Annotated in this window: 19 protein-coding genes; 10 read left to right on the top strand and 9 right to left on the bottom strand. The window is 64.7% G+C overall.

Annotated elements, in window-relative coordinates; translation table 11 throughout:
- Positions 1-64 precede the first annotated feature (64 nt).
- The 3 genes from SLQ30_RS02055 to SLQ30_RS02065 all read left to right on the top strand — a co-directional run bounded on the left by SLQ30_RS02055 (position 65) and on the right by SLQ30_RS02065 (position 4410).
- Positions 65-1273, top strand: coding sequence for a cytochrome P450 (locus SLQ30_RS02055; RefSeq protein WP_319445170.1), 1209 nt, complete (start codon positions 65-67; stop codon positions 1271-1273).
- Between the two features lie 318 nt (positions 1274-1591).
- Positions 1592-2896 (top strand): TetR/AcrR family transcriptional regulator, encoded by a 1305-nt coding sequence (locus SLQ30_RS02060; protein WP_413467895.1) that lies wholly within the window; start codon positions 1592-1594, stop codon positions 2894-2896.
- Positions 2897-2970: 74 nt separating this feature from the next.
- Positions 2971-4410, top strand: a complete 1440-nt coding sequence (locus SLQ30_RS02065) for a transposase (RefSeq protein WP_319445171.1) — start codon at positions 2971-2973, stop codon at positions 4408-4410.
- A gap of 54 nt (positions 4411-4464) precedes the next feature.
- On the opposite strand, the gene SLQ30_RS02070 is transcribed toward SLQ30_RS02065, so the two are convergent.
- The 4 genes from SLQ30_RS02070 to SLQ30_RS02085 are packed head-to-tail and all read right to left on the bottom strand — an operon-like array spanning position 4465 to position 8774.
- A complete protein-coding gene (locus SLQ30_RS02070; protein WP_319445172.1) occupies positions 4465-5661 on the bottom strand; it encodes a cytochrome P450 in 1197 nt (398 codons plus the stop codon).
- Position 5662: 1 nt separating this feature from the next.
- Positions 5663-6694 carry an LLM class flavin-dependent oxidoreductase gene (locus SLQ30_RS02075; RefSeq protein ID WP_319445173.1) on the bottom strand — a complete coding sequence of 344 codons (1032 nt, stop codon included), beginning with the start codon at positions 6692-6694 and terminating at the stop codon, positions 5663-5665.
- A gap of 14 nt (positions 6695-6708) precedes the next feature.
- Positions 6709-7782, bottom strand: coding sequence for a dihydrodipicolinate reductase (locus SLQ30_RS02080; RefSeq protein ID WP_413467896.1), 1074 nt, complete (start codon positions 7780-7782; stop codon positions 6709-6711).
- Positions 7783-7793: 11 nt separating this feature from the next.
- Positions 7794-8774, bottom strand: coding sequence for an LLM class flavin-dependent oxidoreductase (locus SLQ30_RS02085; RefSeq protein WP_319445175.1), 981 nt, complete (start codon positions 8772-8774; stop codon positions 7794-7796).
- Positions 8775-9112: 338 nt separating this feature from the next.
- Between SLQ30_RS02085 and SLQ30_RS02090 the strand changes: the two genes are divergently transcribed.
- On the top strand, positions 9113-10216 hold the full coding sequence (locus SLQ30_RS02090) for a dihydrodipicolinate reductase (RefSeq protein ID WP_319445176.1): 1104 nt from the start codon (positions 9113-9115) through the stop codon (positions 10214-10216).
- Between the two features lie 11 nt (positions 10217-10227).
- On the opposite strand, the gene SLQ30_RS02095 is transcribed toward SLQ30_RS02090, so the two are convergent.
- Positions 10228-10890, bottom strand: a complete 663-nt coding sequence (locus SLQ30_RS02095; protein ID WP_319445177.1) for a helix-turn-helix domain-containing protein — start codon at positions 10888-10890, stop codon at positions 10228-10230.
- Between the two features lie 231 nt (positions 10891-11121).
- On the opposite strand from SLQ30_RS02095, the gene SLQ30_RS02100 reads away from it, so the two are divergent.
- Together SLQ30_RS02100 and SLQ30_RS02105 are read left to right on the top strand one after the other, a co-directional pair.
- Positions 11122-11907 (top strand): spirocyclase AveC family protein, encoded by a 786-nt coding sequence (locus SLQ30_RS02100; RefSeq protein ID WP_319445178.1) that lies wholly within the window; start codon positions 11122-11124, stop codon positions 11905-11907.
- A 94-nt stretch (positions 11908-12001) separates the two neighbouring features.
- Positions 12002-13096 carry a dihydrodipicolinate reductase gene (locus SLQ30_RS02105; RefSeq protein WP_319445179.1) on the top strand — a complete coding sequence of 365 codons (1095 nt, stop codon included), beginning with the start codon at positions 12002-12004 and terminating at the stop codon, positions 13094-13096.
- 15 nt (positions 13097-13111) lie between these two features.
- On the opposite strand, the gene SLQ30_RS02110 is transcribed toward SLQ30_RS02105, so the two are convergent.
- The 4 genes from SLQ30_RS02110 to SLQ30_RS02125 form a co-directional block, all read right to left on the bottom strand.
- Positions 13112-15937, bottom strand: a complete 2826-nt coding sequence (locus tag SLQ30_RS02110) for an MMPL family transporter (RefSeq protein WP_319445583.1) — start codon at positions 15935-15937, stop codon at positions 13112-13114.
- A 352-nt stretch (positions 15938-16289) separates the two neighbouring features.
- Entirely contained in the window at positions 16290-17522 is a 1233-nt protein-coding gene (locus tag SLQ30_RS02115; RefSeq protein ID WP_319445180.1) for a glycosyltransferase, read from the bottom strand.
- A 295-nt stretch (positions 17523-17817) separates the two neighbouring features.
- On the bottom strand, positions 17818-18015 hold the full coding sequence (locus SLQ30_RS02120; RefSeq protein WP_319445181.1) for a hypothetical protein: 198 nt from the start codon (positions 18013-18015) through the stop codon (positions 17818-17820).
- Between the two features lie 101 nt (positions 18016-18116).
- Complete coding sequence (locus SLQ30_RS02125; RefSeq protein WP_319445182.1) at positions 18117-18275, bottom strand: DUF6307 family protein; 159 nt, start codon at positions 18273-18275, stop codon at positions 18117-18119.
- Positions 18276-18504: 229 nt separating this feature from the next.
- Between SLQ30_RS02125 and SLQ30_RS02130 the strand changes: the two genes are divergently transcribed.
- From SLQ30_RS02130 to SLQ30_RS02145, 4 genes are all read left to right on the top strand, one after another.
- On the top strand, positions 18505-18639 hold the full coding sequence (locus SLQ30_RS02130; protein ID WP_319445183.1) for a hypothetical protein: 135 nt from the start codon (positions 18505-18507) through the stop codon (positions 18637-18639).
- Between the two features lie 111 nt (positions 18640-18750).
- Positions 18751-19869 carry an NDMA-dependent alcohol dehydrogenase gene (locus tag SLQ30_RS02135; RefSeq protein WP_319445184.1) on the top strand — a complete coding sequence of 373 codons (1119 nt, stop codon included), beginning with the start codon at positions 18751-18753 and terminating at the stop codon, positions 19867-19869.
- Between the two features lie 132 nt (positions 19870-20001).
- A complete protein-coding gene (gene aceA, locus SLQ30_RS02140) occupies positions 20002-22308 on the top strand; it encodes an isocitrate lyase ICL2 (protein ID WP_319445185.1) in 2307 nt (768 codons plus the stop codon).
- Between the two features lie 316 nt (positions 22309-22624).
- Positions 22625-23974, top strand: coding sequence for an APC family permease (locus SLQ30_RS02145; RefSeq protein ID WP_319445186.1), 1350 nt, complete (start codon positions 22625-22627; stop codon positions 23972-23974).
- Positions 23975-24154 lie beyond the last annotated feature (180 nt).

A 24154-nucleotide genomic window follows, 5' to 3' on the forward strand; every position in this document is an offset into this window, starting at 1 on the left:
TCGCACCTACGGTGGCGGTCAAGTGACAGGTGACTGTCGCTTCCTGCCGCAAGGAGTACGCGCGATGCCGACCAGTTCCGCCACCGACGACCTCCCGTTCATCCCGCTCCCCCGCGCGCCGGGATGCCCGCTGGCGCCCCCCACGGAGTTCGCCGAGTGGCGCGAATCCGAAGGGCTGCAACTAGCTTCGTGGCACGGCCGCCCGACGTGGATCATCAGTCGATACGACGACATCAAGGCGGCCCTCGTCGACCCGCGGCTCAGTGCGGACACCATTCCGGACGAACTCAAGGCGACGAGCTCCGACAACAAGGTGCCGCAGATCTTTCCGCGCATCGACGACCCCGAGCACAACCGGCTGCGTCGCATGATGACGCGCGACTTCACGTTCCGGCGAGCCGACGCCATGCGGCCGCAAATCCAGGAGCTCGTCGACGGGTTCCTCGACAGCATGATCGCCACCGGGCCACCGGCCGACCTGGTCCGAGACTTCGCCTTGCCGGTGCCGTCATTGGTGATCTCGCTCTTGTTGGGCGTGCCCTACGAGGACCACGAATTCTTCCAGCGCCAGAGCACCGCCGGACTCGACTCGAGATCAACCAACGAGGAGAAGGCCGTCGCGATCGGGGAGATCTTCGGGTACGTGTTCGAGCTCGTCGGGCGCAAGGAACGCGAGCCGGGCGACGACCTCATCAGCAGACTCATCACCGATCACGTCGCCACGGGCGCGCTCAGCCGCGAGACCGCGGCCATGAACGCAGTGATCATGTTGCAGGCCGGACACGAGACCACCGCGAGCATGATTTCGCTTGGCACGCTTGCGCTGCTCCAGCATCCCGAGCAACTGGCCCGGTTGCGGGAAACCGACGATCCCGCCGTGGTCGCGAACCTCGTCGAGGAGTTGATGCGCTACCTCTCCATCGTGCACAGCCTCGTCGAGCGCGTCGCGGTCGAAGACCTGACCATCGCCGGTCAACAGATCCGTGCCGGCGACTTCGTACTCATGAACCTGCCTGCAGGCAATTGGGATACCGCGTTCGTCGAGCATCCCGACACGTTGGACATCGACCGGAATGCCAGGGGTCACTTGGGCTTCGGCTTCGGCGTGCATCAGTGCATCGGGCAGAACCTTGCCAGGGCGGAGTTGCAGATCGCATTGGCTACGTTGGCGCGCAGGCTGCCGGGGCTGCGTTTGGCGGTTCCGCTCGAGGAACTGCGCTTCCAGAACGAGCAGGAGATCTACGGGATCAGCGCGCTACCAGTCACCTGGTGATCGACGCCCCTACCCCCGCGGGAGACTGCCGGGGCCGAGTTGACCTAATACTTGTTCCGTCTTAGAGTTGAGTGGACGCTGCTGCTCTACTCAGACCGACACCCTTGGTTCTCGGAGCAGCAGCGTTTCCACGTGGCCGACGCCCCTCATGCGGCGCGACCGAGGCGCGAGCACCGCAGGTCGAGGTCGATTTCTGATAGCGTTACCCAAAATTTGGTTCGGTGTCGACGAGGCCGTAATGCCCACTGAACTGCGGCTGTTGGGTGATGACCACGACGGGAGTCAGCGAGCCATGAACGTGTCGAGGGGCGTGCCAAGGTGACGCCCACCCGGTCCGGCGTGGCGGCCCGCGGCACCGCCTCGCTTCCAGAACCGGGCCACGTCAACGACGAAGGGACGCGGCGCGCAGAAGTATTGGAAACCGCCGCCTCGCTGATCGCCACCTCCGGCCTGCGCACGTCGATGCACGACATCGGAAGGGCGGCCGGAATACAGACCGGAAGCCTCTACCATCACTTCGCGAGCAAGGAAGCGCTACTGGTAGAGCTACTCCGGCGCTACCACAGCGACCTCGACAGGGCGGCCGAACAGGCCCTCGACGCGCTAGACGATCCCGCCGCGCAGCCCGGTTTTGCGCGAATCACCGCTTTCGGCACCGCAATCGCGCAATGCGCGGTCGCACACCGCGCCGCCATCCAGATCTCGATGTACGAAACGCCGAGCAGCAATCCCGAGCTCATCGAATGGACGGGCCGCCGCCCGGCAGCACTTCTGGACGCGATGTACCAGACCCTGCGGGCCGCCCGCTGGAGTGGCTACCTCACGACCGATGTTGACCTCAGGGTGCTCGCGGACCGCATCTGCCAGACCATGCTCCAGGTGGGGCTCGACGTGCTGCGGCACAACGCCGACACGGAGCGCGTCGCGACGCTGCTCTGCCGAATCATGTTGGAGGGGTTGGCCGCCGACCGTCCGACCGATGTGCAACTCGACCGCTCCGCCGCCTTCATTGCCGCCGATGAAGCCATCGGGAGTTGGGCCGAGGACCCGGAGCCCGACGACAAGGCGGCTCACATCCGCGCGGTGGCGCGCACGGAGTTCGGCCGAAGGGGGTACGAGGGCACCACGGTTCGCGACATCGCGGCCGCCGCCGGAATCGGCCACGGCACCGTCTTTCGCTTGATCGGGTCGAAGGACGAGCTGCTCGCGTCGATCATGGGCAGCTTTGAGGAAAAGATGGACCCGGGCGCGAAGGCAGTCCTTCGCTCGAAGTCATCGCCGATCGAGAAGCTCGACGCGCTGGGCTGGATCAACCTCAATGCGCTTGAGCGCTTCGGCGACGAGTTCCGCATCCAACTCGCGTGGATGCGCCAGATCCCCCCCGACGCGCCGAACCCGAGCATGGAGTTCCCCACCCGACTCAAGCAGACCAAGAAGCTACTGGCTCAAGAGATTCGATCGGGCGCCATCAAGATCGACGACGCACCGGCGGAGATGCTCGCGCGCTGCGTGATCGGGCTTCAATGGGTTCCGGAGAACATCCTGAGGGACATCGGAACCAGGGCGGCCCAGCTTCACCTTCGCGACACCCTGCTGCGCGGGGTTGCGAAGCCCACCAGCTAGCCGCTTTGGGCTGGTGGGGTCGTCGCGGTTTGTGTGGTTGGTTTGTCGGTGGGTGCTGTCATGCTGGTTCGACGATGTCGCGGCATACCACGTTTCGGTTCTGTCTGGACCCCACCGTCGAGCAGGAAACGGTGCTGGGTCGTCATGCCGGGGCGTCGCGGTTCGCGTTCAACCAGTGCTTGCGGATCGTCAAAACCGGTCTCAGCCAACGCAAGACCAACCCGGATGTCGCGGTGCCGTGGTCTGGGTTTGATCTGATCAACACGTTCAACGGGTGGAAGCGGACCGAAGCCGCTGGCCGGGTCTTCGTGGTGAACGGCGACGGGGTCGCCGAGGTGGCGGTGACCGGACTGTCGTGGCGCACACAGGTGTGCCAGCAGGTGTTCGAGGAAGCCGCCGTGGACCTGGGTCGGGCGTTGAGCGCCTGGTCGGACTCGCGCGCCGGCACCCGCCCGGGGAAGCGGGTCGGGTTCCCGCGGCTCAAGAAGAAGACCACGGCGGTGGCGTCGTTTCGGGTGCGCAACAAACACTGCCGCGCCGGCCGCTCGGCGATCCGGGTCGGCGATGGCGACCGTCCCCGCTCGGTCACCGTGCCCGGCATCGGCCAGATCGCGGTGCACGATGACACCCGCCGGGTGCGCCGCATGCTCGCCACGGGACGCGCGAAGATTCTGTTCGCCACCATCTCCCACCGCGGCGGGCGGTGGTGGGTCTGTCTCACGGTCGAGGCCGCTGACCTGCACCCTGCCCGTCAACACCTCCCGCGCCCCGACGGTGACTGCGGTGGCTGGGTCGGGGTGGATCGGGGGCTGTCGGCGTTCCTGGTCGCCGCCCACGCCGACGGCACCGAAGTCGCCCGCATCACCGATGCCCCCAAAGGGCTTGCCGCGGGCATGAAGAAGCAACGGCGACTGGCGAAGTCGTTGTCGCGCACACAGAAAGGATCACGCAACCGCCGCGAGGCCGCCACCAGACTGGCGCGCCACCATCACCGGGTGGCCAACGTGCGCCGCCATTTCCTGCACCAGGTATCGAACGCGTTGGTCAAGACCCACGACCGGCTCGTCCTCGAAGACCTCAACGTGGCAGGAATGCTGGCCAACCACCGGCTGGCCCAAGCGATCTCTGATGCCGGCTGGACCGAGTTCGCCCGACTCGTCGGCTACAAGCAAGCCTGGCGGCACGGCACGGTCGTGCGCGCGGACCGGTGGTATCCCTCCAGCAAGCGGTGCTCGCACTGCGCAACCATCCGCGCCGGCCTGTCACTGGCCGATCGGGTGTTCACCTGCAGCTGTGGGCATCGCGAAGATCGCGACCTCAACGCCGCGGTCAACCTCGCATGCTGGGGCCAGACCCATCACACCGATGCACCCCACGATCCCCGGACCCCCAAGCAACGGGGCCGGGCCACCAACGCCCGCCGACGGGACGGCACTGACCAGCACCCCACGCGCGCTGGTGAAACCAGCCCGAACGACGCGGGAACCGACGTTCACCCCGCACCCGCGGCCTGAACCGAAGAACGCCCGAGCAGGGCGGTGCCCACCAAGATAATTGGTAGACACGCTTTAGCCGGTGGTCACGGGCAGCGTGGCCCAACCCCTCACACTCGCGGTATGCGCCTTGGACGCACGAGAATAGTCGACTTCCCAGTCCGGCCAACGCTTCATCACCTCTTCCAGTGCGACCCGCGCCTGCATGCGCGCGAGCGCGGAGCCCAGGCAGAAGTGAAGTCCCTGCCCGAAGCTGAGATGTCCGCCGCTGCGGTGAATGTCGAAGCGCTCGCCATCGGGGAACCGACTCTCGTCTCGATTGGCAGAACCGTTGAGCAGCAACATGATCGACCCCTCAGCGATCTGTTCGCCGCGGCATTCGGTGTCGTGAGCAACGTATCGCGCCTGCACGGGTGACGGCGCCTCGAATCGAAGCACCTCTTCGATGGCCCCCGGGATCAGCCCGTTGTCGGCGACGAGTTCGCGACGCTGATCGGGATGGTCTGCGAGCAACTGGCCAGCGAAGCCGATGAGCCGAGTGGTGGTTTCGTTTCCTGCACCCGCGATCATGCTGGTGTAGGTGAGCACCTCCATGCGCGTCAGTTGTCGGAGTACACCGTCATCCTCGATTTCGGCGTTGAGCAGCTGCGTCATCAAGTCGTCAGAGGGATGGTCGGCCCGCCAGTCGATGTAGTCCGCGAACAACTGATAGGCCTGCTCGAATGCGTCCGCGGCCACCGCATACGTCGCGTCGTCCTTGAGCGATATGGCATCGCCGGTATTGTCGCGGATCAGTTCCTGGCCCTGCTCGGGAATTCCAAGCAGGTATCCGATGGTCCGCATCGGCACCTGCGAGCCAAGATCGGCGATGAAGTCGAATCCGCCCGAGCCGACGAGTGGGTCGAGTGCGCGCTCGCAGAACTGACGCGTCAGCGGCTCGATGGCCTCCATCCGGCGCGGCGTGAAGACCTTGGACAACAGTCGTCGGTGCAGGTCGTGAAGCGGTGGGTCCTCGAAGAGAATGACACCGGGCGGAACCTCCAGGCCGCTCTTGATGATGTCCATGGTGGTGCCTCGACCCGAGCGGTAAGTCCGAAAGTTCGGTAGCTCTCGGGAGACGTCCTCGAAGCGACTGAGCGCGTAGAACTCGTGCTTGTCGTTGTAGTAGAGCGGGGCTTCCTCCCTCAGCCGCTTCCACACCGGGTACGGATCGTCGTCGATGGCGAAGTCGAATGGGTCGTAATAAAGATCAATGGCGCTTGTCTCGGTCATGTCATGCTCCCTTGGTCGATAGCAGGTCGTTCAGCGAGTCGTCGAGTCCGTTGCCCGCCGTGTGCGCAACGGCCGGCAACACGACTTCTCCGACCCGCTTCAAATAGGGCCACGCGATATCCGGTGGAAGGCCGCCGCACAGCGGCGAGAGGTTGAGCATGCCGCCACCGCGAATGGTCTCGACGGCCTCGGCGACGGAGAGGATGCGGTGCGACGCGGACGTCTCCCGAAGCCCGGCAACGTCGTTAGCGTAGGAGATGCCCGCAGAGGTGTCGTTGTCCGGATTCCACTCGGCGTACATCCGCACGTCGTGCAACAGGTAGGAACCTAGCTCGTCCCAGGCCTGGTCGACGTTGTCGGCCACGAAGCACACCGTCGCAGTGTCGCGCGGTGGCAGCAGTACGGGACCCGGCTCGTGCCCGTGGGCACGACTGGCCGCTTCGTACGTCTCCTGCATGTTGGCCACGGTCCCGTTCGCCAGCAGCCCCAGTCCGTACCTGCCGGCGCGACGGGCCGCGGCCAAGCTGGCCCCACCCCACATGAGCACCGGCCCACCTGCGGTGTGCGGCGGTGGAGTCACCCTGATGCGGCGCCCCTGATAGGTCACCGGTGCTCCGGTCAGCAGTTCCTTCAACAGTGCGAACTTGTCGTCGACCAAATCGCCACGGTCGCCCAGCTTCAGCCCGAAGTGTTCGAATTCCTCAGGGCGATAGCCGATTCCGAATATGTACGTGGCCCGGCCCGAACTGATGATGTCAAGCACCGCGATGTCCTCGGCAAGCCGCACGGGATCGTAGAACGGCAGGATGACGACAAGGCTCAGCAGTAGTCGCTCGGTGCGGGCGGCGATGGCCGAGCCCAGCATCAGCGGCGAGGGAAGGTACCCGTCGTCGGAGCCGTGGTGCTCGCACAGCACGGCCGCCAGGCAACCGTGCGTCTCGGCCCACGCGCACATCTCCGGCGCGGCCGCATACAACTCGGCGGTCGGAGCGCCCGACTCGGGTGCTCGCATGTCGAATCTCAGCGTGAACATTGCACTCCCTCCAGTCAGTCGAACGCAAACCGCGGCAAGGTCGTTGGCAAGTCGAGCGAACTGAGCAAGCCGGCGGGCGCATCGATGACATACGGAATGGCGTTGACCACCCGCATCGCGGTCGCCGCCATCGCTGCGTGACCGGCACCGTGGCCCTCGGCCGCTCCCATCGTCATCGCGCAATGGATGTCGGGGTCGCCCTCGATATCCACTCGATAGGTCGCGTCGAATTCCGAGGTCGGCCAATCCGGTGCGACGTCGCGCGCCATCCTGATGATGTGTTCGATGACGATTGCCTCGCGGCCGTTGACCACCCCTGCCGCCCGGGTGCGCACCGCTCCACAGGTGCCAGCGGGAATCGTGCCGAAGGCCACCTCGAGGTCGCGGTGGGTCAATTCGCGGTCGAGCGTGCCGCGGATCGCTTCGAGTTCGACGCCGAGGCCCTTGGCGATGAGGTGAATCGGTGCCTTCCAGGCCATTTCGATGAATCCCGGCGTCTTGAGCATGGGCTCGAAGTCGAGTGAGCGCGCAAAGCCCATCCCGTCCATCATCACGTCGGCCACCGGGTAGTGGTCGTTGAGCGCCACCTCGGTTGCAGTGATGGTGCGGATCGACTTCGACTGCGTCGTCATCAAGAGCGCTAGCTGGTCGGAGGCGAAACCCGGGAAGATGCCCGAGACGTAGAACGAAACGCCACCGGCCTTGGCCGCTGAGTCCAGTTGGTCGCGCCACTCCGTGGCGAAGTACGACGGCGGGTACACCAGACTGGTCGAAGACGTCGACACGACGTTGATTCCCGCCGCGAGCAATTTGAGGTAGTCCGGCACGGCTCCCCCGTCGCGCTCTGGGCCACTCGCGGCGTACACGACGCAGTCGGGGGCGAGCGAGATGAGCGCGTCAGCGTCGTCGGTGGCTGCCACGCCTATCGCCGCTCGCCCGGCGAGTTCACCAGCGTCCTTGCCCACCTTCTCCGGCGAATGAACCCACACCCCAACGAGTTCCAGGTCCGGACGGCGCTGGACTGCATCGACTGCGACCGAGCCGACTCCGCCCGTTGACCAGACGACTACCCGTGCGGGCGCTGCCACAGTTGCACTCCTCATTCCGACGTCGAAGACTGTTCGATTGCCGCCGCCGCGGTCTCTAGGTACCGCCATGCCACGTCAGGGCTGACGCCCCCACAGAGCGGGGCCAGCGGCAAGGGCCGTCCGCCCTTCACGTATTCGACCGCCTCATTGCGGGTCATGATGCGGTATGGGCCATTACCGGATCGCAGTGCGGCCACGCTGTCGGCCCGAGTAATGCTTGCGACCGAGTCGTCGCCGTGCCGATAGGAGGCGGCCATCGCGGCGTCGTGCAACAGATGCGGCCCCAACTGCGACCACGCTTCGTCCACGTCGTCCGCGACGAACACCACCGTCGGAACACCCGCCACGGGAAACTGAACGAATCCGGGTGTTCTTCCGTTGGCGTGGCACTGTGCCTCGTAGTAATTCTTCAGCTCCGGCTCGTCGACCTGAGAGATGAAGCCGAGCCCATGAGCCGCAGCCCGACGCACCGCGGCCCGGCTTCCCCCCGCGATCATCATCGGCGGCCCGTTGGGCGAGGCGCTCCGCGGGGTGACCCGCACGCGCCGCGCTCCGAACTCGGCAGGCTCGCCCTTCACCAGACTTATGAGCGCTGCGAGTGACTCGTCGGCCAGCCTGCCCCTAGCGGACATGTCCACCCCGAAGTGGTCGTACTCCTCGACACGATGACCGACCCCGAACGCGTACGAAACCCGCCCGCGGCTGATCAAGTCGAGCACGCACATTTCTTCGGCGAGCCGCACGGGGTCCCACAGCGGAATCGGCACGGCGGCAAGCAGTATGGCGAGGGACGTGGTGCGTGCGGCGATGGCGGAGGCCAACACCAGCGGCGTTGGCAAGTGTCCATCTGTCGCGCCGTGATGCTCCGACAAGACCGCCAGGATGGCACCCCTGGACTCCGCCCATGAGCACATCTCCACCGCGGCGCCGTACAGGTCGGCGGCGGGCCCTGCCCAATCCGGGGCGCGCATGTCGAACCTGAGCGTCAGCATGCGGCGGCTGCAGCAGTCATGAGCACAAATCTAACCTAACATTTGTTCTAATGCCGCGGAACGTGCGCCGCCGTCACCGACCCTTGACCCGTTCCCGTCGGTCCTGTTAGCTTGCGGATCAAACGTTAGGTATCACATCTTCGTCGCCAAGGGACCCTTCGATGACGTCACCAAGTCGTTGAGCGCCACCGCTTCGCAGCTCGGGGCCGCCACCCATGTCGTGCGGCTCGGATGTTCTGTACCACAGTCAATTTCGCCGCATTCATGTCGAGCTCGCCAGCGCTCCGACGGCTACCCCCGATGACAGACGTCATCGACCGACGAGAAATGGAGTGAACATGACGCAAGGTTCATACCGCGTGGTGGTCTGGGCGACCGGAGGCATCGGTTCGATCGCCATTCGTGCGATTCAGCACCGCGCGAATCTCGAACTGGTCGGGGTGTGGGTGCACTCCGACGACAAGGTCGGCAAGGACGCAGGTGAGTTGGCGAACGGGGCTCCGGTCGGCGTCACGGCCACCAACGATGCCGACGCGCTGATCGCGTTGAAGCCCGACTGTGTCATCTACGCCGCGAGCGGGCCAGAGCGCGACGCGGGCGCGGTCCCCGACTACGTGCGGCTGCTCGAAGCCGGAATCAACGTCGTCACCACCAGCACGACCAGATTGGTCAACCCGCATCGGTACGAACCGGCGGAGTGGCGCGACCAGCTGGCGGCCGCCGCCAAGCAAGGCCAGGTGTCGCTGTACGCGTCCGGCATCGAACCTGGCTTCGCAGCGGACTACCTCCCACTGGTGCTCAGCACGCAGTCGTCGCAGATCGAGAAGATTCACTGTTACGAGATGGGGCTGTACGACGACTACGGCGTGCCCGACATCATGATCAACGGGTTGGGCTTCGGACAGCCACTCGACTTCGAGCCGTGGGTGAGCATTCCCGGCGCCATCGCAGGCGAATGGCAGGGCCAGATCCGGCTGACCGCCGAGGCGCTCGGCGTCGAGGTGCAGGAGGTGCGCGAGTCCTTCGATCGCGCCGTGACCGACCGGACACTCGAGGTGGCGATGGGCACCGTCGAGGCGGGCACATGCGGCGCCCTGCGGATGCAGGCGATCGGCGTGGTGGACGGGCGCGAGGCGATCGTCATCGAGCACGTGACGCGATTGGCTCACGACGTCGCACCGGATTGGCCGAATGGCATCGGGGACCTGTCTTATCGGGTGCAGATCACTGGCGACCCCGACATCGATTGCACTCTGGCGGCCACCCTGCGAGATCCGCAGCGGGCCGGCATTGCCGGAATGACCTCTGGCGCAGGGGCGATGGTGGCGACGGCCATGCGTGTGGTCAACGCCATCCCCTATGTCGTCGCCGCCGACCCAGGCTTGGTGAGCTCGGTCGACCTACCGTTGACGATTCCGAAGGGCGCGTTCGCATCGGCCTGACCTGCACGCAGTCACTCGCGATGCAGGAAGCCGTGCAGTATTGCTTGGACGAGTTCGTCGACGATCACTTCTCGGGCAGGCTGTTTGGACCCGAAGAAGGTCGAGCGCAGCGCGACCATGCCGACGATCATGGCGACCGTCGAATGGGCAGGCATGTCCGGTTGGCTCGACCGCAGCCCTCGCATGCGCATGCCCTCGCCGCTGATCTGAGCCAGCACTGTGAGCGCTCGCCTGATGTCGGCGATCCCGGCGTCTTCGACTTCCTCTTCGCTGAGGCTATCGGCGGCGACGAGGGTGAGCAGCAGGCCTCGATTCTCGACGAGCACGTCGTAGAGCCGTCCAACGAACTGTCGCGACAACTCCTCTTCGCCGGTCTCTTCCGGCACGACGGCTGCCCAGGTCTTGCCGAAACCGTCGACGAAGGACGTGAACGGCAAGACGAGCGCCTCGCGGAACAGTCCAGCCTTCGAGCCGAAGTGGCGGAACAGCAGGTACTCGCTGACTCCGGCCGACTCGGCGATCTCCCGGGTCGTGGTGCGCCGATAGTCTTGGCGCGCAAAGAGTTCCCTGGCGGCGTCGAGCAGCAACCGGCGCGCTTCTCCGCGAGGCCGTCGGGAGGCGGATACCGGCACCTCTGACGAGGGTTGACGGCTTGCCGGACGTCGCTGAGGCACGCTCTTCACTCCTTGAACCGCGCGCAGGAAAGGGACTTTCACGATAGCCGTCCTTGACCTAGCTCATTTAATAGTGTCCACTATTACTACTCGTTCATCAGCGCGGAGGTACGTGGTCGTGGGTCAACTCATCATGCTCGGAACGTTGTTCGGGCTGATCGCACTCATATATGGCCTGGTCATCTACTTCGACCCAGAAGCGCGCGGTGACTCGAGCCAGGGCCCGAAGTCATGAACACCGAGATGACGGCGTTCCAGACGGCGAACGTGATCTTCGGCTGGGGCGGTGGAATCGTGCTCACGGCGATCGCCGTGTATCTGAGCATCCGAGCGCGCCGACTGCATCCGCTACTGCTGCTGTGTATTTCGGCGATCTCGTTCTCGTGGATCGAAGCGCCCTACGACTGGGCCATGTACGCGCAGTTCCCACCCGCCATCCCACGCATGCCGTCGTGGTGGCCGTTGAACATGACCTGGGGTGGCCTGCCCTCGTCCGTACCCGTCGGCTATGTCTCGTACTTCGTGCTGCCCGCCGTGATCGGTGCCGCGCTCGGCAGGCGGGCGGTGGCCCGCTTCCACTGGCGCAGGCCGATCACCCTGCTGACCGTCGGCCTCCTCGTCGGATTCTTCTGGGCACTGTTGTTCAATTCGGTCATCGGTGCCCGGCTGGGCATCTTCTACTACGCCTACGTGATCCCCGGACTGGGACTCTTCGAGGGCACCAAGCACCAGTACCCCATCTACGACTCGATCGCGATGGGCGTGCTGATCATGGTGTTCACCTACCTGCTGGCCCGGACGGATTCCGAGGGCCGCAATGTCATCGAGATGTGGTCGGACAAGGTTTCGAAGACCAAAGTGCAGTCCGCGATCATGTCCATCATCGCGATAATCGTCGTAGGAAACGTCGTCTACGGTGCGGTCTTCCTACCGCATCTCATAACGAAGCTGGGCGGTTACGTGACCTCGGGGCCAAGCGAGCAGCTGTTCCCCGGCGTCCAGAATCAACCCAGATAGCTTCTGACGCTCGGCGACCCGGCGGAGGAACTCCGAACCCGATCTCGTCCCGATGGCGACGTGCGTCGCCCGTGAAGAAATGGTGGTGTCTGCGATGCCAAGTACGCCTTATCGAGTAGCGGTGTGGTCCACCGGCGGCATCGGATCGATCGCCATCCGCGCGGTCGCCGAGAATCCCGACACGGAACTCGTTGGGGTGTGGGTGCACTCCCCCGCCAAGGCCGGGCGCGACGCAGGAGAACTCGTCGGCTTGGAGCCACTCGGGGTGCTCGCGACCAACGACGTCGACGCGCTCATCGCGCTACGCCCGGATTGCGTCGTATACGCCGCGAGCGGGCCGGAACGGGATGCCGCCGCCGTACCCGATCATGTCCGCTTACTGGCGGCGGGCATCAACGTCGTCTCGACCACGCTCAACCGGCTCATCTACCCGGAGGGCTTCGAGCCCAAGGTGTGGCGCGACGAGTTGGTCGAAGCCACCGCAACGGGAAACGCCTCGCTCTACGCCAGCGGAATCGAACCCGGTTTCGCCGCAGACCATCTGGTGTTGATGATGGCGACGCAGTGCAAGACCATTTCGCGCATACATGCAAGCGAGATCGCGCTGTATGACGACTATCCGGTGGCCGAGACCATGATGGATGCAATGGGATTCGGCATGCCCCTCGATTACACCCCGATGCTGGCGTACCCCGGCACCATCGCATTCCAGTGGGGGCCGGGGCTCCGGTTGATCGCCGAGGGGCTCGGCTGGGAGATCGACGAGATTCGCGAGAACTTCGACCGGGTGGCGACGGATCGCGATCTCGACGTCGCCTTCGGCACGGCCAAGGCCGGCACCTGCGGGGCGCTACGCACGCAAGCGATCGCCGTGGTCGACGGGCGCGAGGTGATCGTCATCGAACACGTCAATCGACTCGCAGCCGACCTCGGAACGGAGTGGGGCGTCGGCGGCCCAAACCCGGTGTACCGCATCACGATCGACGGCGAACCCGATGTCGAGTGCGAGATGACGGCCAACCTCCGCGACCCGGAGGCCTCCGGAAGCGCCATGACATCGGGGGCGGGCGCAATGGTGTCCACGGCCATGCGCGTCGTCAACGCAATACCGTACGTCGTCGACGCGAAGGCCGGCCTGCTGTCTGCCCTCGACCTCCCCTTGACACTGCCGCGGCACGCGTTGCGCTGATGCGCCGTCGGAGAGTCAGACGCCCGTCGGGACCGGAGCGGTGTCGGCTTCCGTATCCGAATCGCGCCTGATGGCTGCGAGTCGGCGCCTCGAGGCCTCCGTGTGGATGACCTGGGGCCACCAGAACCACTTACCGAGTAGCGCCGCGATGGCGGGCGTCATGAACGACCGCACGATGAGGGTGTCGAACAGAAGTCCGAGCGCGATCGTGGTACCTACCTGAGCCATCACCTTTAGATCGCTGATGGCAAATGATGCCATCGTGAACGCGAAGACCAGACCCGCAGAGGTCACCACCGACCCGGTGCCCGCCATCGAACGGATGATGCCGGTCTTCAGTCCCCCGTGGACTTCTTCCTTGAACCGCGACACCAGTAACAAGTTGTAGTCAGAGCCCACCGCCAACAGCAGGATGACGGACATCCCCAGCACCATCCAGTGCAATTGCAAACCGATGAGGTGCTGCCAGAGCAGCACCGCGAGCCCGAACGACGCGCCAAGCGACAGCAAAACCGTGCCCACGATGACCGCTGCGGCGATGAGGGCGCGAGTGATGATCAGCATGATGACGAAGATCAACGCCACCGCAGCCATTCCGGCGATCAGCAGATCGTAGAACGAACCGTCTCGCATGTCCTTGTACGTGGCGGCCGTACCTGCGAGATAGACCTTGGAGCCCTCCAGCGGGGTGCCCTTGATCGCCTCCCTGGCCGCCTGCTTGATGCCATCGATGTGCGAGATGCCTTCGACGGTCGCTGGGTCGCCCTGGTGCTGGATGATGAAGCGCACCGAGTGGCCGTCCGGTGAGATGAAGTTCTTCATGCCGCGCTTGAAGTCGGCGTTGTCGAATGCCTCTGGCGGGAGATAGAACGAGTCGTCGTTCATCGAATTGTCGAACGCATCGCCCATTGCGGTCGAGTTCTCCGACGCCGCCGCCTGCTGATCCTGCTGACCCTTCTGGGTCTGATACATCGTCAGCATCATCTGTTTCATCGACTTCATGGTCTCGATCTGCGACGGCATCAGCGCGACCAGTTGCGGCATCAGCTGGTCGAGGCGCTCAAGGTCGGGCACCAGTTTCTGGATGTCGTCGGTCATGGTGTCGATGCCATCGAGCGTGTCGAACACCGACCGGATGGCCCAGCACCCGGGGATGTCGTAGCAGTGCGGTTCCCAGTAGAAGTAGTTGCGCAGCGGCCGGAAGAAATCGTCGAAATTGGAGATGTTGTCGCGCAATTCGGCGATGTCGACGGTCATGTTCTTGGTCTTCTGGACCATCGAGTGGGTCACTGCCGCCATCTTCTCGGTCAGTGCGGACATCTGCGTCAGCGTGTCGATGGTGGACTGCATGTCGGCGGCCTGTTTGAGCATGTCGGCCATGCGGTCCTGGTTGTACTTCTGATTCATCGTCTGGGTGGTGCCCTGCATGCTGATCGCAAACGGAATCGTCGTGTGCTTGATCGGCTTGCCCTCGGGCCGGGTGATGGTCTGCACCCGGGAGATTCCGGGCACCCGGAAGATGGCCTTGGCGATCTTGTCGATGACGAGGAAGTCGGCGGAATTGCGCAGATCGTGATCGCTCTCGACCATCAGCAGCTCGGGGTTCATCCGCGACGCATCGAAGTGCCGCTCGGCGGCGGCGTAGCCGAGGTTGGCCGCGATGTCAGCCGGTAGGTATTTCCGATTGTCGTAGCTCGTGCGGTAACTGGGCAGGGCGAGCAGTCCGACCAAGGCCAGCGCGATCGTTGCGACGAGGATCGGCCCGGGCCACCGCACCACCGCCGTACCGATGCGGCGCCAGCCGCGAGACCGGATCCGACGTTTCGGTTCGAAGCGCCCGAAGCGGCTACCGATCACGATCACGGCGGGCCCCAACGTCAACGCCGCGAGGACGGCCACCAGGGTACCGAGCGCACATGGCACGCCGAGGCTTTGGAAGTACGGCAGCCGCGTAAAGCTGAGGCAGAGCATGGCGCCCGCGATGGTGAGCCCGGACCCCAGCACCACGTGCGCGGTGCCGCGAAACATGGTGTAGAAAGCGGTTTCCCGGTCTTCGTCATCGCCGCGCGCTTCCTGGTAGCGGCCGATGGCGAAGATGGCGTAGTCGGTGCCCGCGGCGATCACCATGAGGGTCAGCAAGCTCGTCGCGAACGTCGAGAGCCCGATGACGTTGTGGTAGCCGAGGAACGCCACGATGCCTCGGGCTGCGCCTAGCTCGGAGAACACCATCAGCAGCACCAGGATCATCGTCCCGAAGGAGCGATATACCAGGAGCAGCATGACGGCGATCACGACGAGCGTGAGCAGCGTGACCAAGAGGATGCTCTTGTCGCCGGCGTGGGTCTGATCGGATACCAGCGGCGCGCCCCCGGTCACGTACGCCGTGATGCCGGGCGGGGGCGGAGTCGATTCGACGATGTTGCGGACCGCGGCGACGGACTCGTTGGCGCGCGTTTCGCCCTGGTTGCCCCGAAGGTAGACCTGAACGTAAGCGGCCTTGCCATCGTTGCTCTGCGAGCCCGAGGCGGTCAACGGGTCGCTCCAGAAGTCCGCGACGTGCTCGACGTGCTCGGTGTTGGCTTGGAGCTTCTTCACCAACTCGTCGTAGTAGTGGTGGGCGTCGGCCCCTAGCGGCTTGTCGCCTTCCAGCAGCACCATCGCGTTGCTGTCGGAGTCGAACTCATGGAAATTGGCGCCGATCTGCCTCATCGACATCATCGACGGGCCGTCCTTGGGACTGAGCCCCACGGTGTGCTCCTGGGCCACCTTCTCCAACGGCGGGACCACGACATTCGTGATGACCGTCAGCGCCAGCCAGCCGAGCACGATCGGCACGGCCATGACCCGGATGAAGTGGGCGATCTTCCCAGGCTCGGTGCTAGTGCTCACGCGGAGCGCCCCGAACAAAGCAGGTCAGATCGCGGCACGTCGACGTGCGTCCGACATCCGACTCGGCGCCGCAACGACATCACCAGCCCCCTCGACAAGCCATCCATCGGCCCACAGCGAGCCCGCGCGCGTAACAAAATGAGTGACGCGTGTCATATATCTAGCCCGTCAAACAGTCTTCTGTCAATTGCACGCGGACCGGCGGTTTTCCCGCGTCAAAGCAGCAGTGCGGACCCCGAAGAACCTGGGAGTTGCCTGTACGCGTCAGTCTCGCCGTTCGATTTCGACAAACGGGCAGCGACCGTCACACCAGGGCGCGGCGCTCACGCAGAAGTCGCTGCGCGAGGGTGAGATAGGACGTCGCGACCTGTGGCCACGCCAAGCTCGGGGCCAATCGGCGGCCCTCGGCGGCCATGTTGCCTGCGAGCCGCGGGTCGGACAGCACCTTCCGCAAGGCCGAAGTCAAGGCCTCGGGATCGTCGTGATCGACGATGATGCCCGCGCCGGTGCCGAGTAGTTCGACGGCATGCGGGAAGGCGGTTGCGACCACGGGGCGACCGCTTGCGACGGCGTTCACCAGCGCCCCGGAAGAGACCTGATGGCTCGCGTCATAAGGCAGCACGACCACGGCGCTGGATTGGACCATGGCAGCAATTGCGGAACCGCTGCGGTATGCGGGGTCGAAGACCACCGAACCCGTGAGGCCGCTGTTGCGCACCTGCTCGATTCGAGCCTCGCGGTATGCCTCACCCTCGGCGGCAACCACCTTCGGATGTGTCGGGCCCGCGATCAGGTACTGAGGACGACCACGAAGTTCGTGCAGGGCACCCATCGAGTCGATGACGCGCTCGACGCCCTTTCCTGGACCCAGCAGACCCCAGGTCAACACGGTCGGTCGGCCTGCGCGCTTCAAAGCGACGCCCAGCGGGATCGTTGCGCCGTGGGCAATGGCGCTGACCTTGTGGCGTTCGACGGCGAAACTGGAATTCAGCTGCCGGGCGGCCGCATCCGATGTCACGACCACGTGATCGGCCTGCGCCACGATCGACTCGAAAACCGACCTTTCGGATGCGGTCGGGTCGGCGGGAATTTCGTGAGCGACAACGATCGCCGGGACGCGCAGTCCTTCCATGACGTCAACCAGTTGGGCGCCGTTGGCACCACCGTAGATCCCGAAGCCGTGGTGGATGACTGCGATGTCGCGCTGGTTCAACAGGTCCGCACACGCTGCGCTCGACGCCGCCGAATCGCTCACTAACTCCCCGACCACGCGGGCGTCCGGGGACGTCGAGCCGTCGGCGACCCGCACGACGGTGACGGCTGCGCCGTTGGCCTCCAACCCCGCAACGAGCGCGGCACTGAAGCTTGCCACCCCGCACAGTGCGGGCGGATGCGTGCCAAGCACGCCGAACCGCGGCGGCGCGGAAAGGTGTTGCGGTCCAGCGTGGTTGATCAGAGATCTACCGAGAGATAGTGCAGTCAAAGCGATCCCGACGTGCGATTCCCACAGAAATGTCCGGCTCGAGCGGTTGCTCATGGAGTTCAGCGGCGTACGGCTGATTCATTCCGGACTGATTGGTCGCCCAACCTTTCTCACACTACACCCTCAAGATTGCGCGAACGGGTCGTCAGCCGCGTCGGATGGCGGGCCCGCACGGTCGTGACCAGGGCACTTGCGCCGCCTGGGCGCTGCCCGGCCCCGGATGGCTCGCGCGCTGAAACTCCCGCGCCCGCCCGTCCTGCGGACAACTGCTCCGAATTTCGTTGCCGCGTTTGGATTCAAGCCTGACCTAGCCCGCGAACCCGGTAGCCGGCGCGCCGCCGCGCACGAATTATCCGAACAGTCGACGTTTCGCCGATGCCTTCTCGTCGCCTTCCACATCGGACCACTCGTCTGAGGCGTAGCTGTACGACGTCTTCGCGCCGATGCGCAGCACGTCCAGCGTGCCGTCGGAATGCTTGACGTAGGAATCGCCGAAGCGCATGTACTCGTCGGTTGCCCCGTCGGGCAGCCTCACCTGGACCGTCATGGAACCTCCAAATGCATCGGCGATGCCGACGCGGTCGGACTGAATCTCACCTGCGGCCAGGAGGGCCGAAGCTGGTGCGGAGGGGACGTGATGTTGTGGGCTCAGCGAACCTTTTCCGCGATGGAGTTCAGCGTGTGGAGCACGTGGATTGCGAGTGCTTCTGCGGCGTCGTCGTCGAGCTTGGAGTGAGCCAGAATGGTGTCCTTGACGAGGCTGACGCGGGTGTCATAGGGGGTGCGGAACGCTGTGGGCGATGCCATCAAATTGTCCTTCATTGCCGAGCATGTCTGCCCGCAATCGGGCTGCTCGATGCCGATAACGCTACCCCTCGCCGCGCAACCAGGTTGGGCACGTAGCTGCAGCCAATGAATGTCGTTGCGTCGCAACGATCTACCGGGCGAACGGCGGTGCGGCAACCAACGGCTCGATCGGTGCGGGCGTACAGTTCGTGGATCGGGACCGCTCAGGCCCCCAATCAAAGGGCTGGCGATGGCTGACAAGTCTCCCCGATCGAGTATGTCCAAGAAGTCCGGCAAGTCCCTCAAGGAGAAGCGCGCCGACAAGCGCACTGACGGGCAGCAGGCGTCGCCGACCGACAACCTGATAAACCGCAAGAAACGCTGACGCGGCGCCGGGGCCGCTCCGTCGCTTTGGCTGTTTCTGCCCGCCCGCTGGCCCTCCCGAGGAAGATCGGGTGCTGATTCAGCACACCGATCGGCGGACAAGGGAACTCAGATGCAGACACGCGGGGCCATCATCCGACAGTCTCCTGGCACCTACGAGGTGGCGACGCTCGAGTTGGACCCGCCAGGCCCCAACGAGCTGCTGATCAAGATCGCGGCCTCTGGCATGTGCCACTCCGACGATCACGTTGCCACCGGAGACATGCCGATCCTCACCTACCCGATGTGCGGCGGCCACGAAGGCGCAGGCGTCGTCGCAGAGGTGGGGCAGGGGGTGAACGGCTTCGCCGAGGGCGATCACGTCGTGCTCTCGTTCCTGCCCGCCTGCGGTCACTGTCGGTGGTGCGCATCGGGCATGCAAAACCTGTGCGACCTTGGCGGGACGATATTGATCGGATCCCGGCCCGACGAGCCGACCAGCTTCCGGATGAGCCTCGACGGCCAGCCGGTGAGCCAGTTTGCCGGGCTGGCCACGTTCTCCGAATACACCACCGTCCATGTCGACAGTGCTGTGAAGATCCCGAAGGACGTGCCGCTCGACAAGGCCTGCCTGCTTGGCTGCGGGGTGGGCACCGGTTGGGGTGCGGCCGTGAACTCCGCGCAGGTCCAAGTCGGGGACACCGTCATCGTGATGGGTGTTGGCGGCGTTGGAATCAATGCGGTGCAGGGCGCCGCCCACGCCGGGGCATTGCATGTGATCGCCGTCGATCCGGTGCCCTTCAAACGCGAAATGGCCGAAAAGCTAGGCGCTACACACTCATTCGCCGACATCGACGAGGCGGCCGAGGTCGCCCGCAGTCTCACCAATGGCCAGGGCGCGGACTCGGCAATCGTCACGGTCGGCGTGACGAAGGCTTCGCACGTGGGACAGGCGTTCGCCGCCATCCGCAAGGCAGGGGTGTGCGTCGTGACGGGGCTCGGCAACTTCGCCGAGACGGCGCCGCCCATCTCGATGTTCGACCTCACGCTGTCCCAGAAGCGGCTGCAGGGCTCGCTCTACGGGGAGTGCTCGGCGACCAAGGACATTCCGCGGCAGGTGCAGTTGTACATGAACGGGAAGCTCAGGCTCGACGAGCTCGTCACTGCGACCTACACAATCGACCAGGTCGCGCAGGGGTACGAGGACATGCACGCGGGCCGAAACATCCGCGGCGTCATCGTCTTTCCGTAATCGACCAGTCCACCTTGCATCGGCTGCTTTGCTGCAGGCGATGATCAGATGTCCGTTTGAAACTCTCGGCGTCCCAAGCGTCCTACACTCGCAATATCCGTGGAACCGGGCTCAAAGAGGAGCGTTAAGACCATGACTATGACCGAACCGGACGTCGAGGCCAACACACCGTTCGAACAGGACGTCACCGCCACGCAGCAATACCTCGACAGCCCGCGCTTCGACGGGATCGTTCGCCTGTATACGGCCCGCCAAGTCGTCGAGCAGCGCGGCACGATCCCAACCGACTACACCGTCGCACGTGATGCCGCAGCGGCCTTCTACGCTCGCCTGCGCGAACTCTTCGCATCGAAGAAGAGCATCACGACCTTCGGCCCCTACTCCCCCGGCCAAGCCGTGACGATCAAGCGGATGGGCATCGAGGGCATCTACCTCGGCGGCTGGGCCACCTCTGCCAAGGGTTCCATCAACGAGGATCCTGGCCCCGATCTGGCGAGCTATCCCCTGAGCCAGGTGCCCGACGAAGCCGCGGGCTTGGTGCGGGCCCTGCTCACCGCCGACCGCAACCAGCAGTACTTGCGGCTGAAGATGACCGACGCACAACGCGCCGCGAGCCCGGCGACCGACTACCGGCCGTTCATCATCGCCGACGCCGACACCGGACACGGCGGAGATCCGCACGTCCGCAACCTGATTCGCCGCTTCGTCGAGGCCGGTGTGCCGGGATATCACATCGAGGATCAGCGCCCGGGCACCAAGAAGTGCGGCCATCAGGGCGGCAAGGTCCTGGTGCCTTCGGACGAACAGATCAAGCGGCTCAACACCGCCCGCTTCCAACTCGACATCATGCGGGTCCCCGGCATCATCGTGGCGCGCACGGATGCCGAGGCGGCCAACCTCATCGACAGCCGCGCAGACGAGCGCGACCAACCGTTCCTGCTCGGCGCGACCAACTTGAAGGTGCCGCCGTACAAGGCCTGTTACCTGGCGATGATGCGCAGTCTGCACCAACAGGGCGTCACGGATATCCGGGGGCATCTGCTCTACGCGATCCCCGACGGCGAGTACGCCACCGCGGACGCCTGGCTGGAGCGCCACGGCATCGCGGCGGTCGTCACCGAGGCAGCGGCGGCATGGAAGACCCAGCAGGACGGCCAAACGTCGATCGACGACCTCTTCGACGACGTCGAGTCGAAGTTCGTCGACGCGTGGCAGTCGGACGCCGGGCTGGAGACCTACGCCGAGTCGGTGGCCGAACTCCTGGCCTTCCGCGAGCGCGAGGGCGAACCGCTCGACATGAATGCGACCGACTGGCGGGCGTTCGCCGAGCGCGCGTCCTTGTACGCCGCCCGCGAGAAGGCCAGGGAGTTGGGCGCCGACGTGCCATGGGACTGCGAACGGACGAAGACTCCCGAGGGGTACTACCAAGTCCGCGGCGGCATTCCCTACGCGATCGCGAAGTCGCTCGCCGCAGCGCCATTCGCCGACATCCTCTGGATGGAGACCAAGACCGCGGATCTGGCCGATGCCAAGCAGTTCGCCGATGCGATCCACGCGGTCTACCCGGACAAGATGATGGCCTACAACCTGTCCCCCTCGTTCAACTGGGACACCACCGGCATGACCGACGACCAGATGCGAGCCTTCCCCGAGGAGATCGGCAAGATGGGCTTCGTCTTCAACTTCATGACCTACGGCGGCCACCAGATCGACGGCGTCGCCGCCGAAGAGTTCGCCACCGCGTTGCGCCAGGACGGCATGTTGGCGCTGGCGCGGCTGCAACGCAAGATGCGGCTGGTCGAATCGCCGTACCGAACGCCTCAGACGCTCGTCGGCGGGCCGCGCAGCGACGCCGCGCTGGCGGCCTCCTCGGGACGTACCGCGACGACGAAGTCCATGGGCAAGGGCTCCACGCAGCATCAGCACCTCGTGCAGACCGAGGTGCCCAAGAAGCTGCTCGAAGAGTGGCTGGCGTTGTGGAGCGAGCATTACCAGCTCGGCGAGAAGCTACGGGTGCAGCTTCGGCCTCGGCGGGCCGGCGGCGAAGTCCTCGAACTCGGTATCTACGGCGCCAGGGAGGAGGGCGAGGAGGAACTGCTCGCCAACGTGCTCGTCGACCCCATCAAGGATCGACACGGCCGCAGCATTCTGACGGTCCGCGACCAGAACACGTTCGCCGAGAAGCTACGCAAGAAGCGCCTGATGACGCTCGTGCACCTGTGGCTTGTGCACCGTTTCAAGGCCGAAGCGGTCTACTACGTCACGCCGACCGAGGACAACATCTACCAGACCGAGAAGATGAAGTCCCACGGGATCTTCACCAACGTTCATCAGGACGTCGGCGAGATCGTGGTGGCCGACGTCAATCAACCCCGCATCGACGAACTGCTGGCACCCGATCACGAAGCACTGCTGCGATTGATCCGCAAGGAGGACTAACAGTCGCACGGCTTGCAGGTTTTCCAGCGCTGCCCGCTTTCCCGGCGGAATCAGTGCGTGAGGTCTAGCTTGGGCAGGTGGCCCGTCCGCTAACCGCTTTGTTGGCTCAACACGCCGCCCGAATGACCACCAAGTCAACCGCGCAATATCTGCCTCTTGGCACTGAACTCCGTTCAGCAACAACCGATTTGGCCTCGGCTTCATTTTCTGAAGATCGGCTGCGTGAACGCTGTGGCAGCGCTGTGGATTTCGTCGACCGGCAAATGACATCGCTCACGGTTCACCAACCTCGCAATTAGCCAGTGAAAGGACTCGCATGACAAGCGAAGCAACAGCACCCGGTGGCTATCAATCCGCTCTGGAAAAGACTCTTGGGCTTCGTGGCGTCGTATTGTTCGGCCTGGCCTACATGGCACCGATCATCGTGCTGGGCATCTTCGGCGTCATCGCGGTGAAGTCCAATGGCGGCAGTGCCGGCTCATATCTGCTCGCCACCGTCGCGATGCTGTTCACTGCATTGAGTTACGGCCTCATGGCCAAGCACTACCCGATTGCCGGATCGGCCTACACCTACGTTCGCAAGTCCCTGGACGCCCGTGCTGGCTTCATCGTCGGATGGGCCATCTTGTTGGATTATCTCTTTCTGCCACTTGTCATTTGGCTGATCGGGGGCGCCTATCTCAGCGACAAGTTCCCCAGTGTGCCGTTCTGGGTGTGGATCGTCGCGTTCATCGTGATCACGTCGGCGCTCAACGTCATAGGCCTCAAGGTCGCCGACAAGGCGAACTTCGTACTGATGGCGTTCCAGCTACTCGTCCTGGCGCTGTTCGTGGTGCTGACGATCACCCATCTCGTCGGGCACTCGGAGTCACTCTTCTCGCTCAAGCCCTTCACCGGTGATGGCGGCTTCGTTGCCATCGCTGCGGGCTCGGCCGTCGCGGCCTACTCGTTCCTGGGTTTCGACGCGGTCAGCACGCTCACCGAGGAAACCCACGACGCGCAACGCAACATCCCAAGGGCGATCGTGCTGGTCGCGTTGCTCGGCGGCGGCATCTTCATCGTGGTGTCGTATTTCGTGACGCTGGTGGCGCCGGGCGGCACCTTCGACAACAGTGATTCGCTCGCCTCCGACGTCGCACAGACCATCGGCGGCAGCCTGTTCGGTGCGTTCTTCCTGGCCGCCTTGATCATCGCCCAGTTCACGTCAGGGCTCGCGGCCCAAGCTGCGGTCGCCCGGCTGCTCTACGCGATGGGCCGCGACGGCGTGCTGCCCAACAAGTTCTTCGGGGTCGTGTGGGCGAAGTTCCACACCCCGGTGCCCAACATCCTGCTCGCGGGCGTGATCGGGCTGGCCGCGATCTTCCTGTCCGTCACCACGTCGACCTCGTTCATCAACTTCGGTGCGTTCACCGCGTTCACCCTGGTGAACCTTTCGGTGATCGCATACTTCTTCCGGCACCGAAACGACGGACTCAATGCCCTGCGCTACGTGGTGATTCCGTTGATCGGCGCGGTGATCGACATCGCCCTGCTCACTCAACTGGACAAGGATGCGCTGATTCTGGGGCTGTCCTGGCTGGGCATCGGCATCGTCTATCTGTTAGTGCTGACGCGAGGATTCACCCGCCAGCCACCAGACCTGGCTGGTCTCGCCGAAGCCGACTAACCAGCCGAGACCGGTCTCGGGTACTCCGAAACCCGGCCATGGCCTTCACGGCATCAGGTTACGCGCTGACCAATGGGGCTCACGCGACGCCTGAGACCCCTGGGACGACGGCCTTTCCGCCACACGCTGATCGCCCGCGCGTCACGGATGCCATGTCGCCGCCGTGCCCTATCTTGGACC

The sequence above is a fragment of the Mycobacterium sp. RTGN4 genome, assembly GCF_033804635.1.
GTDB lineage: Bacteria > Actinomycetota > Actinomycetes > Mycobacteriales > Mycobacteriaceae > Mycobacterium.